Consider the following 17476-nt stretch of genomic DNA (forward strand, 5'->3'; position numbering starts at 1 on the left):
TCTATTCGTAGCCCGTCGTCAATCGCTGCTTACCGACGGGCAAGCGCTCTGCTAAAATGCGCCGCCTTATCCGTCAGTAGGCTGCAACGTGCCATTTACTCCGGTTGATTGGACGATCATCGCAATTATCGCCATCTCCGCTCTGATCAGTTTGAAGCGTGGTTTCGTCAAAGAGGCGTTGTCGCTGCTCATCTGGATCGTTGCAGGCGCTGTCGCCTGGATGTTCGGCGGGTCGCTGGCGCAGTACCTTGTCGCGTATATCGATACACCCTCGGCCCGCGTGATTGCAGGCTGTACCATTCTTTTTGTCGCCACCTTGCTGGTCGGCGCCATGGTCAATTTTCTCATCGGCGAACTGATTCGCGTCACCGGCCTCGGCGGGACCGATCGTTTTCTGGGTATGGTCTTCGGCGCCGCGCGCGGAGGCTTGCTGGTCGTTGTAGCGGTCGGGCTGTTGAGCCTGGGGCCGGTACAGCAAGATCAATGGTGGCAGCAGTCTAAACTGATGCCACAATTTCTAATGGTTGCTGACTGGTCGAAAAACCTGATTCTCGGGTTCTCCAGTAAGTGGCTAGCCAGCGGCATCAGCGTACCCGCTGATCTGCCGTTCAAGGATCACCTCCTGCCGCAAAACCTGCCGCAGGATGTCAAGGATCACCTTCTGTCGCAAAAACTGCCGCAGGACGTGTTCGGTAAATCCAGTTCCACTAAGTAGGGGTTGTGTCGCATGTGTGGCATCGTCGGTATCGTCGGTAAGTCGAACGTCAATCAGGCGCTGTATGACGCGCTCACCGTCCTCCAGCACCGCGGCCAGGACGCTGCCGGTATCGTAACCAGCCACGACGGCCGGTTATTCCTGCGCAAGGACAACGGGTTGGTCCGTGATGTGTTCCACCAGCGCCATATGCAGCGCCTGGTCGGTCACATGGGTATCGGTCATGTGCGTTATCCCACTGCGGGCAGCTCGACTTCGGCCGAAGCTCAACCGTTTTACGTCAACTCGCCCTACGGCATCACGCTGGCGCACAACGGCAATCTGACCAACGTCGAGCAACTGGCCAAGGAGATTTACGAATCTGACCTGCGCCACGTCAACACGAACTCCGATTCGGAAGTGTTGCTCAACATCTTCGCTCACGAACTGGCCCAGCGCGGCAAGCTGCAGCCGACCGAAGAAGACGTGTTCGCCGCTGTCAGCGACGTGCATCACCGCGTTCGTGGCGGTTACGCCGTGGTTGCGATGATCACCGGTTATGGCATCGTCGGTTTCCGTGACCCGGACGCCATTCGTCCGATCGTGTTCGGCCAACGTCACACCGACGAAGGCGTCGAATACATGATCGCCTCGGAAAGCGTGGCGCTCGACGTGCTTGGTTTCACCCTGATCCGCGATCTGGCGCCGGGCGAAGCGGTCTACATCACTGAAGACGGCAAGCTGCACACCCGTCAGTGCGCGACCAACCCGAAATACGCCCCGTGCATCTTCGAGCACGTCTACCTGGCGCGTCCGGATTCGATCATCGACGGCATCTCGGTGTACAAGGCGCGTCTGCGCATGGGCGAGAAGCTGGCGGACAAGATCCTGCGCGAGCGTCCAGACCATGACATCGACGTGGTCATCCCGATTCCTGACACCAGCCGTACCGCCGCCCTTGAGCTGGCGAACCACTTGGGCGTCAAGTTTCGTGAAGGCTTCGTCAAGAACCGTTATATCGGCCGGACCTTCATCATGCCGGGCCAGGCTGCGCGGAAAAAATCCGTACGCCAGAAGCTCAACGCCATCGAGCTGGAATTCCGCGGCAAGAACGTGATGCTGGTGGACGACTCCATCGTTCGCGGCACTACTTGCAAGCAGATCATCCAGATGGCTCGCGAAGCCGGTGCCAAGAACGTCTACTTCTGTTCCGCAGCGCCTGCCGTGCGTTACCCGAACGTGTACGGCATCGACATGCCGAGCGCACACGAACTGATCGCACACAACCGCACCACCCAGGACGTGGCCGATCTGATTGGTGCCGACTGGCTGATCTATCAGGACCTTCCGGACCTGATCGAAGCAGTGGGCGGCGGCAAGGTGAAAATCGACAATTTCGATTGCTCGGTATTCAATGGCGAATACGTGACCGGCGATATCGACGAACACTATCTGCACAAGATCGAACAGGCGCGTAACGACGCGTCCAAGGTCAAGACCCAGGCGGTCAGCGCCATTATCGATCTGTACAACAACTAAAGGAGTAGGCGGCATGACTCAAGAATGGGATGCCGGTCGGCTGGACAGTGATCTTGAAGGCGTGGGTTTCGACACCCTCGCCGTGCGTGCGGGTCAACACCGTACGCCGGAAGCCGAACATGGCGAGCCGATGTTCTTCACCTCCAGCTACGTGTTCCGCACGGCCGCCGATGCGGCTGCGCGGTTCTCGGGTGAAGTGCCGGGTAACGTCTACTCGCGCTATACCAACCCGACCGTGCGAGCTTTCGAAGAGCGCATTGCCGCCCTTGAAGGCGCCGAGCAGGCCGTCGCCACGTCTACGGGCATGGCGGCGATCATGGCTGTGGTCATGAGCCTGTGCAGCGCCGGCGATCATGTGCTGGTGTCGCGCAGCGTGTTCGGCTCGACCATCAGCCTGTTCGAGAAGTACTTCAAGCGCTTTGGTATCGAAGTCGACTACGTGCCGCTGGACAACCTGTCTGGCTGGGATGCAGCGATCAAGGCCAACACCAAATTGCTGTTCGTCGAATCCCCGTCCAACCCGTTGGCCGAATTGGTCGATATCGCAGCGTTGGCGGAAATCGCCCATGCGAAAAACGCGATGCTGGTGGTCGACAACTGTTTCTGCACGCCAGCGCTACAGCAGCCTTTGCTGCTGGGCGCTGACGTGGTCGTGCACTCGGCGACCAAGTTCATCGACGGCCAGGGCCGTTGCATGGGCGGCGTGGTCGCCGGTCGCGGCGAGCAAATGAAAGAAGTGGTGGGTTTCCTGCGCACCGCCGGGCCGACCCTGAGCCCGTTCAACGCCTGGATCTTCCTCAAGGGGCTGGAAACCTTGAAGTTGCGTATGCGCGCTCACTGCGCCAGCGCCCAGGAGTTGGCCGAATGGCTGGAGCAGCAGGACGGCATCGAAAAAGTGCATTACGCCGGGCTCAAGAGCCATCCACAGCATGAATTGGCCAAGCGTCAGCAAAAAGCCTTTGGTGCGGTGGTGAGCTTCGAGGTCAAAGGTGGCAAAGAGGGCGCCTGGCGCTTTATCGACGCCACGCGGCTGATCTCGATCACCGCCAACCTGGGCGACACCAAAACCACCATCACCCACCCAAGCACCACCTCGCACGGCCGTCTGGCGCCGCAAGAACGCGAAGCGGCCGGGATTCGCGACAGCCTGATCAGGGTTGCCGTGGGCCTGGAAGATGTCGCTGACTTGCAGGCCGATCTGGCGCGTGGTCTGGCGGCATTGTGAGCGAGTGGGCGGTAGAAGCGGCCAGTGTCCACAATGGCAAGGTCGCTTTGGTCACGGGTGCGGCGCGCGGAATCGGCCTCGGCATCGCTGCCTGGTTGATCAGCGAAGGCTGGCAAGTCGTACTGACTGATCTGGATCGCGAACGCGGGGCGAAAGTGGCGACGGTGCTGGGCGAAAACGCCTTGTTTGTCGCCATGGACGTGTCCAGCGAAGATCAAGTGGCCCACGGCGTGGCCAATGTCCTCGGCCAGTTCGGTCGTCTCGACGCGCTGGTATGTAATGCCGCCGTGGCCGATCCCCGCAACACCACTCTCGAAAGTCTTACCCTGGCGCACTGGAACCGCGTGTTGGCGGTCAATCTCAGCGGGCCGATGCTGTTGGCCAAGCATTGTGCCCCCTACCTGCGCGCTCACTGTGGTGCCATCGTCAACCTGACCTCGACCCGTGCCGGGCAATCGGAACCCGACACCGAGGCTTATGCGGCGAGCAAGGGTGGCTTGTTGGCCCTGACTCACGCCTTGGCCATCAGCCTGGGGCCGGAAATCCGTGTCAACGCCGTCAGCCCTGGCTGGATCGACGCCAGAGACCCCTCTGCGCGGCGTGCCGAGCCATTGTCGGAAGCCGACCATGCCCAGCATCCGGCCGGCAGGGTAGGGACGGTGGAGGACGTGGCGGCGATGGTGGCCTGGCTGCTGTCGAAGAACGCAGGATTCGTCACCGGCCAGGAATTTGTGGTCGACGGTGGCATGACCAAGAAAATGATTTATCAGGGGTAGCGGCAAGCTCCAAGCTTCAAGCTGCAAGTTAGAGCAGGACGATGTAGTCGCTGATGGCGCAGTTCCGCTTTTGGCGTGCAGCTTTAAGCTTGCCGCTTGAGGCTGATCTTAAAAAAACTTCAAGCAGGCTATTGACTTAGGTTCGATACCTGCGTAAATTTCGCGGCCTCAACGAAGCAAAGGGTGATTAGCTCAGCTGGGAGAGCATCTGCCTTACAAGCAGAGGGTCGGCGGTTCGATCCCGTCATCACCCACCACTTCTTGAGGCTTTCGAAAGAAAGCTGGATGAAAATCCAACAATGCGCAGCGGTAGTTCAGTCGGTTAGAATACCGGCCTGTCACGCCGGGGGTCGCGGGTTCGAGTCCCGTCCGCTGCGCCATATTCTTCAAGTCGACTTGTGCGGCTTGAGACTGGAACGCTCTTGAAGCGGTCCTTTTAGGGTTACAACGAAACAGTCACTCGAAAGTCTGTTTCAAATGAGTTCATCGGATGAAAGTCCGAGCGACACGCAGCGGTAGTTCAGTCGGTTAGAATACCGGCCTGTCACGCCGGGGGTCGCGGGTTCGAGTCCCGTCCGCTGCGCCATACATGTGCTGAAGCTTCGTTTGAAGGTTCAGCGCGCTGAAAAACCCGCCCAGTGCGGGTTTTTTAGTTTTCGGGATTTGAACTCCTGTCCATCGTCGATGGTCAGTGTAGAATCCCCAACCGTCAGCCCAAGTGACCACGCCTCCGAACGGCGTTGATCATGCGCCAGCCTTGTTGCAGACTATCCCCCCCGTATTACCAGGTCGGAAAACTGCTGACAGTTATCTTCTCCCAGGATTTTGAATGTCTAAATTACTGAGCTTTCGTACCGCGTGCTGGGCTGCAACCCTGCTGACCGTCGCAGGCTGCTCGTCGCCGAAGCAGGCGATGTACGAGCATGAGAGTTTCGACGATTCCGGGACGTTTTCCAGAAACTACCCGGTGACCGATGCGGCCGGCTCGTGCGAAGCCGCTCGTCGCGCCTTGCTCAGCCAGGGCTACATCATCACTAGCAATGACCCGAAAGCGGTCAGTGGGCACAAGAGCTTCCAGCAAACCGGCGAAACCCACATGGAGATCAGCTTCAGTGTGGTCTGTGCGTCGGACAGCGGCAGTACCAAAGGCGCGACCATGTTCGCCAATGCCCTGCAGGACCGCTACGCGCTGAAGAAGCTGAACAACTCGGCCAGTGTCGGGGTGGGTGTGTTGGGTTCGTTGTCGATGCCGATCGGCTCGACCGATGATTCGCTGGTCAAGGTGGCCAGTGAAACCGTCTCGTCGCCGAAGTTCTACGATCGTTTCTTTGCCCTTGTGGATAACTTTTTGCCGCCTGAAGTGAAAAAGGCAGCCAATATTCCCGAGAAGCCGAAAACCGATCTGGGCGAGCCCGAGCCGTCGCCGCAAGCGGCCAAGCCGGAAGCAGCTGTTGAAGCCAAACCGGCGCCGGTTTCTCCTGAGGTTGCGGTGGCTGCCGCCGCCGCAGCTGCTGCCAAGGAAAAAGAAGCAGCCCCGGCCGCGACGCCAGCCCCTGTTGCCACTCCAGCACCTGCCGAGGCGCCAGCCGTCAAGGCTGAGCCGGTAACGCCAGCTCCAGCTCCAGCGCCTGCCGAGCCAGCACCGGCAGCACCCGCAGTGACCACCACACCCTAGATCTGTATCGCGTGTGTAGGAGCGAACTTGTTCGCGAGGCGGTGCATCAGACACACCGCGTCGAATGGCTCGCCAACAAGTTGGCTCCTACAGGGGTTGGGCGTTAGGGGGTCACCCCAAAAACAGTTTGTAAGCCGGATTGTCGCTTTCATCCCAATACGGGTAGCCGATTTCCGCCAGCGCCGCCGGAATCAGGTGTCGCTCGTCTTCCGGGACCACCAAACCCGCCACCACTCGACCGTCCGCCGCGCCGTGGTTGCGGTAGTGGAACATCGAGATATTCCACTGCCCACCGAGTTTGTTGAGGAAGTTGAACAACGCGCCTGGCCGCTCCGGAAATTCGAAACGGAACACCACTTCATCACTGACCCGTGCCGAATGCCCGCCGACCATGTGGCGGATGTGTAGCTTGGCCAGTTCGTTGTCGGTCAGGTCAAGCACCGGGAACCCTTGCTCGGTCAGGCTGGCCAGCAGCGCGGCGCGTGGGTCGTTTTCCGGGTGGGTTTGCACGCCGACGAAGATGTGGGCTTCGCGGTCGGTGTTGTAGCGGTAGTTGAATTCGGTGATCTGGCGCTTGCCGATGGCTTCGCAGAAGGCCTTGAAGCTGCCCGGCTGCTCGGGAATGGTCACGGCGATGATCGCCTCGCGGCCTTCGCCCAATTCAGCGCGTTCGGCGACATGCCGCAGACGGTCGAAGTTGACGTTGGCCCCGGAATCGATGGCCACCAGGGTCTGGCCGCTGACGCCATACAGCTCGACGTACTTCTTGATCCCGGCCACGCCCAGCGCGCCGGCCGGTTCGGTGATCGAGCGGGTGTCGTCGTAGATGTCCTTGATCGCCGCGCAGATTTCGTCGGTGCTGACCGTGATCACTTCGTCGACGTAGTGTTTGCAGATATCAAAGGTGTGCTGGCCGATCTGCGCCACCGCCACGCCATCGGCAAACAACCCGACCTGGCTCAACACCACGCGTTCACCGGCCGCCATTGCCGCTTGCAGGCAGTTGGAGTCGTCCGGCTCGACGCCGATTACCTTGATTTCCGGGCGCAGGTATTTGACGTAGGCCGCGATGCCGGCGATCAGCCCGCCGCCGCCCACCGGAACAAAGATCGCGTCGAGGTTGCCGGGCTGCTGACGCAGGATTTCCATCGCCACCGTGCCTTGGCCGGCGATGGTGTCGGGATCGTCGTAGGGGTGGATGTAGACGTAGCCTTTTTCGTCGACCAGCTTCAGGGAAAACGCCAGCGCCTCGGGGAAAGTGTCGCCGTGCAGGACCACGATGCCGCCACGCGAGCGCACGCCTTCGATCTTGATCTCGGGCGTGGTCTTGGGCATGACGATGGTGGCCTTGACCCCCATCACCTTGGCCGCCAGCGCCAGCCCTTGCGCATGATTGCCCGCCGACGCCGTGACCACGCCTCGCGCGCGTTCAGTGTCGCTCAACTGCGCGAGCTTGTTGTAGGCGCCGCGAATCTTGAACGAGAACACCGGCTGCAAGTCTTCGCGCTTGAGCAACACCTTGTTATGCAGGCGCTCAGACAGCTGGCGCGCGGGCTGCAACGGGGTTTCGATGGCGACATCGTAAACGCGCGAGGTGAGGATTTTCTTGGCGTACTGCTTGAGCGGGTCGCTGTCGCCGGGGGTAACGGTCATCTGTGCTTCCTCAATAGGTTTTGCCCTGGAGGAAGAAGAAAAAACCCGCCTCGAGGGCGGGTTGGGTGCGAACGTCAGCTAACCCGCCAGGATAGGAATGGCGGTAATAATAATCGGGCGGACGAAGCGCGGGGTCAGGTTCATGGCTCGAAAGGTATTCCGGATGGTTGGGGCAAGTCAAGGGAGAACGCAATCCCCTGTTGCCACCTTTTATCTCAGGCACATTCATTTATCCGTCACCTCGGCACTTTATGGTGAAGGTCGCGGTCAATTATTTCGCTGCGACAAAACCTACAGTGAGCATCAGCCAAGAGGGCATGCGCGATGGACGATTATCAAGAAGAACTGCTGGAATACCGGGCTTCGGAACTCGATCCACTGGAACCGGCCGACGACGCTACCGAGCTGTAAGCGTCACCCGGCCTGGCGTTGGCTGCGGCGGAACTCTCCTGGGGTCTGACCGTTCCAGCGCTTGAAGGCCCGCTGAAAGGCCTCGGCAGAGGCAAACCCGAGCAGGTAGGCGATTTCGCCAAACGCCAGTTCGGTATCGCGGATATAGGTCATCGCCAGATCGCGGCGGGTGTCATTGAGCACGGCGCGAAATTGCGTGCCTTCCTCGGCCAGCTTGCGACGCAACGTCCAGGTCGGCAGCTTCAAGCGTGCGGCGACTTCCTCCAGATCCGGCTCACGCCCCCCATTCAACAACGGCCCGAGCAACTGAGTGATGCGTTCACGCAGGCTGCGGGTGCGCGTCAGGTGTTCCAGCTCTTTTTCGCACAGGCCCAATAAATGGCGCCACGTGCTGGGGCAATGGTCCGGGTTGCGCAAACCAAGGTCTGCCTGACTCAGGCGCAGTTGATTGAGTTCGGTGCCGAAATTCACCGGACTGTGGCTGAGCACGCTGTAATCGGCGGCGTAGCCGGGTTCCGGGAACTCAATGTCGATTCTTTCCGCGCGCAGCTCGCACCCCGCCAGCTTCGACAATTGCTGCAGCCAACTGGCCAGGATCGAGTCCACCACAAAGCGGTTGTAGGCGTTGTACGGGCTGATGGAGTAAAAGCGCAGCCACGCGCCCAGGGCGTCTTCGTTAAAGCTCGACTGACCGCGATAGTTGGAGCCATACAGCGCTTCAAAACGAATCAGGCAGCGCGCGGCCTCGCGCACGGTGGGGGCCTGGGCGGCAGTGACCCCGGCCAGCCCGGCCTGGCTGATGCGACTCAGGCGGCCCATGCGCAGGCCTAGCCCCGGTTCGCCGGTCAGTTGAATCGCCGCGTGGCCCAGGCGCATGTAGCGCGGAATCGACAATCGCGCGCCGGGCTCTGCGAGGCGCGCCGGGTCCAGCCCGTACTGTTCGAACAATGGATCGGGATTTTGCCCCAGGCTGCGCACGGCGTCGGCCAGGCTATGGACGAAGCCGACGGACAGATCGCCCAGACGTACCCGAGGTGGATTCATCGCGTCATAACCACAGGTTGATCAGGCGTGCGCCGCGCCCGGGGCGATCAGTGCCGACCTGATCGTTATCGGATGGCTCCTGACGGCTGATAAAACTGCGCCCCGAACTGCCCTGATCCCAGAACTGACCACGCATGAACACGCTGACGCCGGCGCGCGCGGTGCTGGCCGGGGCGTGACCGGTCAGAGTCAGCCGCCGCCAGGCTTCGCCCTCGCTGATTTCGCCCGGTTTGAGGCCGACGTCGGCAGGCGCTGATCGGCTTTTATAGCCGCGCCACGGTTTGTTCCAGCGCCCGTTGCCGACCACGAACGCCGGCACCGCGATCAATTCGGCATCGTGGTTATTGAGCTGCGCGTAATTACGTGGGTACCAGCTGTCGCTGCCGATCAATACGCCGAGGCGTCCGGCGGGGGTGTCGAGCACATTGAGTGCGGTTTCCGGCGCTGGCTGGATGTAATTGCGCTCGGTAAAGCTCGGGTACAACTGACGTTGCGGCTGACCAATGGGCTGGCCGTCGTGATCGAAAACGATGCTGATGTTGTACAGCGGCCCCGAACCGAGTCGCAGTTGACCGTTTTCCAGGTAAGGTTCCGGCAGCACGATGGAGCCGGCCACCAACGTCACACCGAACTCCTTGGCCAGACCGCCGAACAGTGCCTGATAATCCTCAGCCATCTCCGGCGCTTTCATCCGCAGGTGGGCGTCGTTGAGCCGGTGTTTACCGTCGGCATCATAGAGCGCACGAAGAAACTTCAGCGGATTGCTCACCGACAGCCAGATCATGGCTTCCTTCAGCGACGCGGATTGATACAACTGGTCCTTCTCGCCGCTGGCAAACAGCCAGGTGCCGATGTGCTCCGGCAGCACGACAATGGTTTTTGCGTTGAGCAGCCCCAAGTCGCGGGCTTGTTGCAGATAGGACGCCAGCTTGCGGTGCAGGTGTTCGCGGCTCTGGTAGTCGCCGGGCACCAACTCGGTCTGAATCCCCAACAGATTGCCGCCGACACCGGGCTGGCCTTCGTTGACCGCCAGTTGAATGCGTAAATCCGAGAGATACAGACTCACCGGACGTTGCCCGGTCCAGATGGCGTAACTGATGACCGTACCGATCAACAGCAGCACGACAAAGGTATTGAAAATTTTACGCAGGGGGGACACAAGCGCAGCCATGTGCGGGATTCGATGACTAGGGTAGGGCAGCAGCGCCCTGCTTGCCAACCCTTGCTGTACGTTTGGATCAATAAGTTGTTACTTTCGGTCATTGAGTGTGACTTGATGCTTCTTTAACGTTTGCATCATGAACAGGTTGGCGGCGAATTGCCCGCAGCTTGAATAATTGACGGGGGCCCATCGAGGCTCCCGCATTCCGTGATCACGCTCGATGGAGTCTCTATGGCCACCGCTCACTACCCTCACTTGCTGGCGCCGCTGGACCTGGGTTTTACCACGCTGCGCAACCGCACCCTGATGGGCTCGATGCACACTGGCCTGGAAGAAAAGCCCGGCGGATTCGAACGCATGGCGGCGTATTTCGCCGAACGTGCGCGTGGCGGGGTTGGCTTGATGGTCACCGGCGGCATTGGCCCGAACGATGAAGGCGGGGTGTACTCCGGCGCAGCCAAGCTGACCACCGTCGAGGAAGCCGAGAAACATCGCATCGTGACCAAGGCGGTGCACGAAGCGGGTGGCAAGATCTGCATGCAGATCCTCCACGCCGGGCGTTATGCCTACAGCCCGAAGCAGGTCGCGCCAAGTGCGATTCAGGCGCCAATCAACCCGTTCAAGCCTAAAGAGCTGGACGAAGAAGGCATCGAAAAACAGATTCAGGATTTCGTCACCTGCTCGACCCTGGCGCAGATTGCCGAGTACGACGGTGTGGAAATCATGGGCTCGGAAGGTTATTTCATTAACCAATTCCTGGCCAAACACACCAACCAGCGCACTGATCGCTGGGGTGGCAGCTACGAAAACCGCATGCGCCTGGCGGTGGAAATTGTCCGTCGCGTGCGCGAAGCGGTTGGTCCGAACTTCATCATTATCTTCCGCCTGTCGATGCTCGACCTGGTAGAGGGCGGCAGCGTCTGGGAAGAAGTCGTACAACTGGCCCAGGCTATCGAAAAGGCCGGTGCGACCCTGATCAACACCGGTATCGGCTGGCACGAAGCGCGGATTCCGACGATTGCCACCAAAGTTCCGCGTGCAGCCTTCGCCAAGGTCACCGCCAAATTGCGTGGTTCGGTGACGATCCCGTTGATCACCACCAACCGCATCAATACTCCGGAAGTCGCCGAGCAGATTCTCGCCGAAGGTGACGCCGACATGGTGTCGATGGCGCGTCCGTTCCTCGCCGATCCGGAGTTCGTCAACAAGGCGGCGGCCGGTCGTGGCGATGAAATCAACACCTGCATCGGCTGCAACCAGGCCTGCCTGGACCACACCTTTGCCGGCAAGCTGACCACCTGCCTGGTCAACCCGCGTGCCTGCTACGAGACTGAGCTGAATTACCTGCCGGTCCAACAGCTGAAGAAAATCGCGGTGATTGGCGCCGGCCCTGCCGGTTTGGCGGCGGCCACCGTTGCGGCCGAGCGTGGGCACTCGGTGACCCTGTTCGATTCCGCCAGCGAGATCGGTGGCCAGTTCAACGTCGCCAAGCGCGTGCCGGGCAAGGAAGAATTCTTCGAAACCCTGCGTTACTTCTCGCGCAAGCTGCAAACCACAGGCGTCGAGTTGTGCCTGAACACCCGAGTCGCGGTCAGTGATCTGCTGGGCGCCGGTTACGACGAGGTGATCCTCGCCACCGGTATTTCGCCGCGTACCCCGGCGATTCCGGGTGTCGAGCACGCCAAGGTGATGAACTACCTGGACGTGATCCTTGAGCGTAAGCCGGTCGGCAATAGCGTCGCGGTGATTGGTGCTGGCGGTATCGGTTTCGACGTTTCGGAATTCCTCGTGCACCAAGGCGTCGCCACCAGCCTTGATCGTGACGCGTTCTGGAAAGAGTGGGGCATCGATACGGCACTGGAAGCCCGTGGCGGGATTGCCGGGATCAAGTCCGAGCCGCATGCGCCGGCACGTCAGGTGTTCCTGATGCAGCGCAAGAAAACCAAGGTCGGCGATGGCCTGGGCAAAACCACCGGCTGGATTCACCGCGCCGGGTTGAAGAACAAACAGGTGCAAATGCTCAACAACGTTGAATACCTGAACATCGACGACGCCGGCCTGCACTTCCGTATTGGTGAAGGCGAAGCGCAGGTATTGCCGGTGGATAACGTGGTGATCTGCGCGGGGCAGGATCCGTTGCGCGAGCTGTACGACGGCTTGGTGGCGGCGGGGCAGAATGTGCATTTGATCGGTGGCGCGGATGTGGCGGCCGAGCTGGATGCCAAGCGGGCGATTAACCAAGGTTCGCGATTGGCGGCTGAATTGTAAGAGGATACGCAATACTCTGTAGGAGCTGCCGAAGGCTGCGATAGGTATGGCCTTCCGGCCGTCGGATCGCAGCCTTCGGCAGCTCCTACAGATCGTGGTTATCCTGAGAATGGCAATGTTTCCCCCTGTTTCCCTCCCCACCAATACGCCCCTCGAACCCTTGAATCTGCCGTGGCTAAAACACGCGGGTATCGAGGTCGCGATCCTGCGTCTGGACCTGATTGATCCCCTGATCTCCGGCAACAAATGGTTCAAGCTGATCCACCATCTGCAAGATGCCCGCGAAGCCGGGGCCGAGGGGATCATCAGTCTGGGTGGCGCTCACTCTAATCATCTACATGCCCTCGCGGCGGCGGGCAAACGCTTCGGCTTTCCCACGGCAGGCCTGTTGCGCGGGCATGCGCAAGAGACCCCGACTGTCCTTGATTTGCAGGCATTCGGCATGCAACTGCATTGGCTGGGATACGCCGGCTATCGAGCACGACACGACGCAGATTTCTGGCTGCCGTGGCAGGCGCGGTATCCGACTTTCCACCCCATACCTGAAGGCGGCGGTGGGCTGGCGGGCGCTTTAGGTTGTGCGCAGATGCTGGGCAGTGTCGGCCAATCAGGCGATTACCACGGCTGGTGGCTGGCCGCCGGTACCGGCACCACGCTGGCCGGGTTGGTGTTGGCGGAGGCGGGTAGGTATCCGGTGTACGGCGCCATGGCGGTGCCCGATGATCACGGTGTGGAGCAGAACATCGCGGCGATCCTCCAGCAAGCCCACGCCCCTGACAGTGGCTATCGCCTGATCAACGCCAGTCGCGGCGGCTTTGCCAAAACCGATCAGCACTTGCTGGATTTTATTGCCCGCAACGAAGCCGAATCCGGTGTGCCGCTGGAGCCGTTGTACACCGGCAAGGCATTGCTGGCGCTGCACGATCAGGTCGCCGCTGGCGTTTTTGCTCAAGGCACACGCTTGATTTTTGTCCACACCGGCGGCTTGCAAGGTCGGCGTGCACGGCTCAATCCACTCTCAATGGCATGAATCCTGCGCACACTCTGTGGAAAAGGTCGGCCCTGAGTACGTGGATGACACTTCTGGATCAAGTCCGCGTCGGCGCTGTCCCGATAATCGATACTTTCCTGATAAGTGTGCCGAGGTCAGCATGACAACCCAAGCAATGAAGCGGGTAGACCCTGCCACCTTGAGACGCGTGATCTGCGCGGCGTCGATTGGCAATTTTGTCGAATGGTTCGACTTTGCCGTCTACGGCTTTCTGGCGACCACCATCGCCCAGCAATTCTTCCCCAGCGGTGATGCCAGCGCGGCCCTGCTGAAAACCTTTGCGGTGTTCGCCGTGGCCTTTGCTTTTCGCCCGCTGGGCGGGATTTTCTTCGGCATGCTCGGCGACCGCATCGGCCGCAAAAAGACCCTGGCCCTGACCATTTTGCTGATGGCCGGCGCCACGACCTTGATCGGTGTATTGCCCAACTACGCGGCGATCGGCGTGCTGGCACCGGCGTTGTTGACGTTGATTCGCTGCGCGCAAGGCTTCTCCGCCGGCGGTGAATATGCCGGGGCCTGCGCCTATCTGATGGAACACGCACCCCGCACCGAGCGCGCCTGGTACGGCAGCTTTGTCCCGGTCTCGACCTTTTCCGCGTTTGCCTGCGCAGCGGTGGTGGCCTATGCGCTGGAGGCTTCACTGTCGCCGGAAGCCATGGGCAGTTGGGGCTGGCGCTTGCCGTTCCTGGTCGCGGCGCCGCTGGGCCTGGTGGGCTTGTATCTGCGCTGGCGCCTGGACGAAACCCCGGCATTCCAGGCGGTGGCCAAAGAACATGCGGTGGCCCATTCGCCGTTGCGTGAAACCCTGAAAAGCCATGGTGCGGCGATCTGCTACCTCGGCGCGTTTATCTCGCTGACGGCGTTGTCGTTCTACATGTTCACCACCTACTTCGCGACTTACCTGCAAGTCGCGGGTGGCCTCAGCCGGGCCACGGCGTTGCTGGTGTCGGTGATCGCCCTGGTGTTTGCCGCAGCGATTTGCCCGCTGGCCGGGGCGTATTCCGATCGGGTAGGGCGACGCAAAACCATCGCCAGTGCCTGCATCCTGCTGCTGGTGGCGGTGTACCCGGCGTTCCTGCTGGCCAGTTCCGGGTCGTTCCTCGCCTCGATTCTGGGGGTGCTGATGCTGGCGATTGGCGCAGTACTGTGCAACGTGGTCACGGCGGTATTGCTGTCTGAGACTTTTCCGACTCGCACCCGCTATACCGCCTCGGCGATTACCTACAACCTGGCCTACACCATCTTCGGCGGTACCGCGCCGCTGATGGCAACCTGGCTGATCACCAGTACCGGCAGCAACCTGTCGCCAGCGTTTTACTTGATGGTGATCGCGGTGATCGCGCTGGTGGGCGGGATGGCGTTGCCGGAGACGTCGAAAATTTCGTTGCATGGCACAGACAGTTCTGCGGATTCGGACACCGTTGTACGCGCTACCGCATAACCTTTGTAGGCGCTGCTGAAGGCTGCGATCTCATCGTGAAGGCCTGTCGGCCTTATCGCAGCCTTCGGCAGTTCCTACAGAATTTTGTGCTGTGATCTACGCCTAAAGTCGGTAACAAAACATGGCACTGCTGCGCCAAAAAGTGGCACATTGTCGCCCCAACTGTCGGCGACATATTTGCGCTCCTTTTTGTGAAGCGCATGTCCATTGTTACGGATGAACTTCATGGCTCTCACAAACGCTCAGTCGAGCACACTACCTCCGGTGGCCACGCCCCAGAGCAGTCCATTGGTCATGCGCATTATTGGTGCAGTGGCGCTGGCGCACTTGATCAACGACTTGATTCAGTCGGTACTGCCGTCGATCTACCCGATGCTCAAGGCCAATTACGGCCTGACCTTCTCCCAGGTCGGGATGATTACCCTGACCTTCCAGGTCACCGCGTCGCTGCTGCAGCCGTGGGTCGGTTATTACACAGACCGTCATCCGAATCCGTGGTTATTGCCCTTGGGCTCGATCTGTACCCTGATCGGGATTCTGATGCTGTCGATGGTCGGCACGTATCCGCTGATTCTGCTGGCGTCGGGCTTGATCGGCATCGGTTCGTCGACCTTTCACCCGGAAGCCTCGCGTATCGCACGCCTGGCCTCGGGCGGACGCTTCGGGCTGGCGCAATCGACCTTCCAGGTCGGCGGCAACACCGGTTCGGCGTTTGGTCCGTTGTTGGCCGCCGCGATCATCATTCCGTTCGGCCAGGGCCATATCGCCTGGTTCGGCTTGATTGCGTTCCTGGCCATTGCCTTGCTCTACGCCATCAGCCGCTGGTACCGCGCGCACTTGAACCTGTTCAAGCTCAAGGCCGGGCAGAAAGCGACTCACGGCCTGTCAAAAAACCGGGTGATCAGCGCCTTGGTGGTCCTGGGCTTCCTGGTGTTTTCCAAGTACTTCTACATGGCCAGCTTCACCAGCTATTTCACCTTCTACCTGATCCAGAAGTTCGACCTGTCGGTTGCCAGCTCCCAGTTGCACCTGTTCCTGTTCCTTGGCGCCGTGGCGGCGGGGACCTTCTTCGGTGGGCCGATTGGCGACAAGATTGGGCGTAAGACAGTCATTTGGTTTTCGATCCTTGGCGTCGCGCCCTTCACCTTGATGCTGCCATATGCGGACCTGTTCTGGACCAGCGTGCTCAGCGTGATCATCGGTTTTGTGCTGGCCTCGGCGTTCTCGGCCATCGTGGTATTCGCCCAGGAACTGGTACCGGGCAATGTCGGCATGATCGCCGGTGTGTTCTTCGGCCTGATGTTCGGTTTCGGCGGGATTGGCGCGGCGTTGCTGGGCCATCTGGCGGACGTCCACGGTATCGTCTACGTGTACACGCTGTGTTCGTTCCTGCCGTTGCTGGGGATCTTCACCGTGTTGTTGCCCAATACCAAGAAGGTCTGATCAAGCCGGCGGCATTGGCATTGCCACTGAGCTAACGGAATTAGTGGTCCCCGCGAGGTTGGGCCACTGATCCGACACTAGAAATAACCTTTCCGCCTCTTCCCAGTCCCCCGCGTCGTTTTCGCTCAAGCGAACCAGCAATTGCGCGGGGGCCAGCGGGTCGAGTTGCGCCAGCCAGTCTTCCAGTTGTTCCTCGCGCCAGGTTTGCGCTTCGCTGTAATGCGCGGGCGCCAGCCAGGCGTGGCGGGGCAGCGGTTGCCAACGACCTGCCGGGCTTTGCGCGACAAACTGCGTCCAATCGCGCTGATGCAGCCAGCGCCCGTTGAGGTGCAACCGGTGCGCGCCTTTGGGCGATTGTGCGGGGCCGGGCCACGGATACAGCAGATAACCCCCCAGCCATAATTCCGCACTAAACCGCTCGATACCCAACGCCGCCAGTGCCCCGCGGCTTTCCGGGCGCGCGGAGATGGGCAGTTGATGTTCGCTCAAATGCGTGAGTTTGCGGTCCAACCGATCATGACAGCCGGGGCCGAGCCATTGCGCCGGGTCCTTGCCATTGCCCTGTTGCGGCCCCAGATAGAGCTTGATCGCCAACTCGACGTGATGCACGCCGTCGCGATCACGCAACAGCATGTCCAGTTCACCGAGGGTATGGCCGGCGTTACGGATCGGTAGATTGGCGGCAATCATCTCGACGCCGGGTGCCTGATGCACGGCAAATTGCCAGAGTCGTTCGTAGTAGAGGCCAAGACGGCGGGTTGCGCCCAAGGCGATCCATTGCAGCAGCGCGGTGCAATCGTGATCCAGTGCAAACAACCAGTCAGCCAGCGCCTGCGGCTGTTGCACCCAGTCACTGCCGGTCAACGGGTGGCGTTGCGGCCAGGGCGTCTGGCTGAGCATCGGTGGCGCGAGGATGACCCAGGCCAGGTCGCGCACTTCGGGATGGCGCAACTGACGGGGGAGGCTGAGTAAACTCGGAAACAATGTCATGGTGCGAGAATAGCTGGTGTTGGCCAGATGTAGGAGCGGGTTGTATTCAGGGAAATCACTTGTCGGTTTGCCGCTACCCCGGCCTTTCACCCATAATCTGTTTC

At 60.5% G+C, this 17476-nt stretch carries 14 protein-coding genes and 3 tRNA genes; 12 read left to right on the top strand and 5 right to left on the bottom strand.

The window, feature by feature from the left end; all coding sequences use genetic code 11:
- The first annotated feature begins 88 nt into the window (after positions 1-88).
- From ACF0H7_RS07490 to ACF0H7_RS07525, 8 genes are all read left to right on the top strand, one after another.
- Positions 89-715, top strand: coding sequence for a CvpA family protein (locus ACF0H7_RS07490; RefSeq protein ID WP_397452139.1), 627 nt, complete (start codon positions 89-91; stop codon positions 713-715).
- 12 nt (positions 716-727) lie between these two features.
- The gene (gene purF / locus ACF0H7_RS07495) at positions 728-2233 is read left to right on the top strand and encodes an amidophosphoribosyltransferase (protein ID WP_397452140.1); all 1506 of its coding nucleotides are present in this window, start codon (positions 728-730) and stop codon (positions 2231-2233) included.
- A gap of 13 nt (positions 2234-2246) precedes the next feature.
- On the top strand, positions 2247-3458 hold the full coding sequence (locus ACF0H7_RS07500) for an O-succinylhomoserine sulfhydrylase (protein ID WP_397452141.1): 1212 nt from the start codon (positions 2247-2249) through the stop codon (positions 3456-3458).
- Entirely contained in the window at positions 3455-4234 is a 780-nt protein-coding gene (locus ACF0H7_RS07505) for an SDR family oxidoreductase (RefSeq protein WP_397452142.1), read from the top strand. Before ACF0H7_RS07500 ends, ACF0H7_RS07505 begins: the two co-directional genes overlap by 4 nt.
- A gap of 181 nt (positions 4235-4415) precedes the next feature.
- Positions 4416-4491: transfer RNA gene (locus tag ACF0H7_RS07510), tRNA-Val, on the top strand.
- Between the two features lie 46 nt (positions 4492-4537).
- Positions 4538-4614, top strand: a tRNA-Asp gene (locus tag ACF0H7_RS07515).
- 129 nt (positions 4615-4743) lie between these two features.
- A tRNA-Asp gene (locus tag ACF0H7_RS07520) sits at positions 4744-4820 on the top strand.
- A gap of 243 nt (positions 4821-5063) precedes the next feature.
- On the top strand, positions 5064-5909 hold the full coding sequence (locus ACF0H7_RS07525) for a DUF2242 domain-containing protein (RefSeq protein WP_397452143.1): 846 nt from the start codon (positions 5064-5066) through the stop codon (positions 5907-5909).
- A 111-nt stretch (positions 5910-6020) separates the two neighbouring features.
- On the opposite strand, the gene ilvA is transcribed toward ACF0H7_RS07525, so the two are convergent.
- The 4 genes from ilvA to ACF0H7_RS07545 all read right to left on the bottom strand — a co-directional run bounded on the left by ilvA (position 6021) and on the right by ACF0H7_RS07545 (position 10167).
- Positions 6021-7562, bottom strand: coding sequence for a threonine ammonia-lyase, biosynthetic (gene ilvA, locus ACF0H7_RS07530; RefSeq protein WP_397452144.1), 1542 nt, complete (start codon positions 7560-7562; stop codon positions 6021-6023).
- A 10-nt stretch (positions 7563-7572) separates the two neighbouring features.
- Entirely contained in the window at positions 7573-7791 is a 219-nt protein-coding gene (locus ACF0H7_RS07535; RefSeq protein WP_397452145.1) for a hypothetical protein, read from the bottom strand.
- Positions 7792-7976: 185 nt separating this feature from the next.
- Positions 7977-9017 (bottom strand): AraC family transcriptional regulator, encoded by a 1041-nt coding sequence (locus tag ACF0H7_RS07540; RefSeq protein ID WP_397452146.1) that lies wholly within the window; start codon positions 9015-9017, stop codon positions 7977-7979.
- Positions 9018-9021: 4 nt separating this feature from the next.
- Positions 9022-10167 carry a carbon-nitrogen hydrolase family protein gene (locus ACF0H7_RS07545; RefSeq protein WP_397453852.1) on the bottom strand — a complete coding sequence of 382 codons (1146 nt, stop codon included), beginning with the start codon at positions 10165-10167 and terminating at the stop codon, positions 9022-9024.
- Positions 10168-10410: 243 nt separating this feature from the next.
- On the opposite strand from ACF0H7_RS07545, the gene ACF0H7_RS07550 reads away from it, so the two are divergent.
- From ACF0H7_RS07550 to ACF0H7_RS07565, 4 genes are all read left to right on the top strand, one after another.
- On the top strand, positions 10411-12447 hold the full coding sequence (locus tag ACF0H7_RS07550; RefSeq protein ID WP_397452147.1) for an FAD-dependent oxidoreductase: 2037 nt from the start codon (positions 10411-10413) through the stop codon (positions 12445-12447).
- Positions 12448-12556: 109 nt separating this feature from the next.
- Entirely contained in the window at positions 12557-13477 is a 921-nt protein-coding gene (locus tag ACF0H7_RS07555; RefSeq protein ID WP_397452148.1) for a 1-aminocyclopropane-1-carboxylate deaminase/D-cysteine desulfhydrase, read from the top strand.
- 121 nt (positions 13478-13598) lie between these two features.
- Positions 13599-14939 carry an MFS transporter gene (locus ACF0H7_RS07560; RefSeq protein WP_397452149.1) on the top strand — a complete coding sequence of 447 codons (1341 nt, stop codon included), beginning with the start codon at positions 13599-13601 and terminating at the stop codon, positions 14937-14939.
- Positions 14940-15164: 225 nt separating this feature from the next.
- Complete coding sequence (locus ACF0H7_RS07565; RefSeq protein ID WP_397452150.1) at positions 15165-16382, top strand: MFS transporter; 1218 nt, start codon at positions 15165-15167, stop codon at positions 16380-16382.
- On the opposite strand, the gene ACF0H7_RS07570 is transcribed toward ACF0H7_RS07565, so the two are convergent.
- The gene (locus tag ACF0H7_RS07570; protein WP_397452151.1) at positions 16383-17372 is read right to left on the bottom strand and encodes a DUF1853 family protein; all 990 of its coding nucleotides are present in this window, start codon (positions 17370-17372) and stop codon (positions 16383-16385) included.
- Positions 17373-17476: the final 104 nt, after the last annotated feature.

The sequence above is a fragment of the Pseudomonas sp. NA-150 genome (genome assembly GCF_044336365.1).
Classification (GTDB): domain Bacteria; phylum Pseudomonadota; class Gammaproteobacteria; order Pseudomonadales; family Pseudomonadaceae; genus Aquipseudomonas.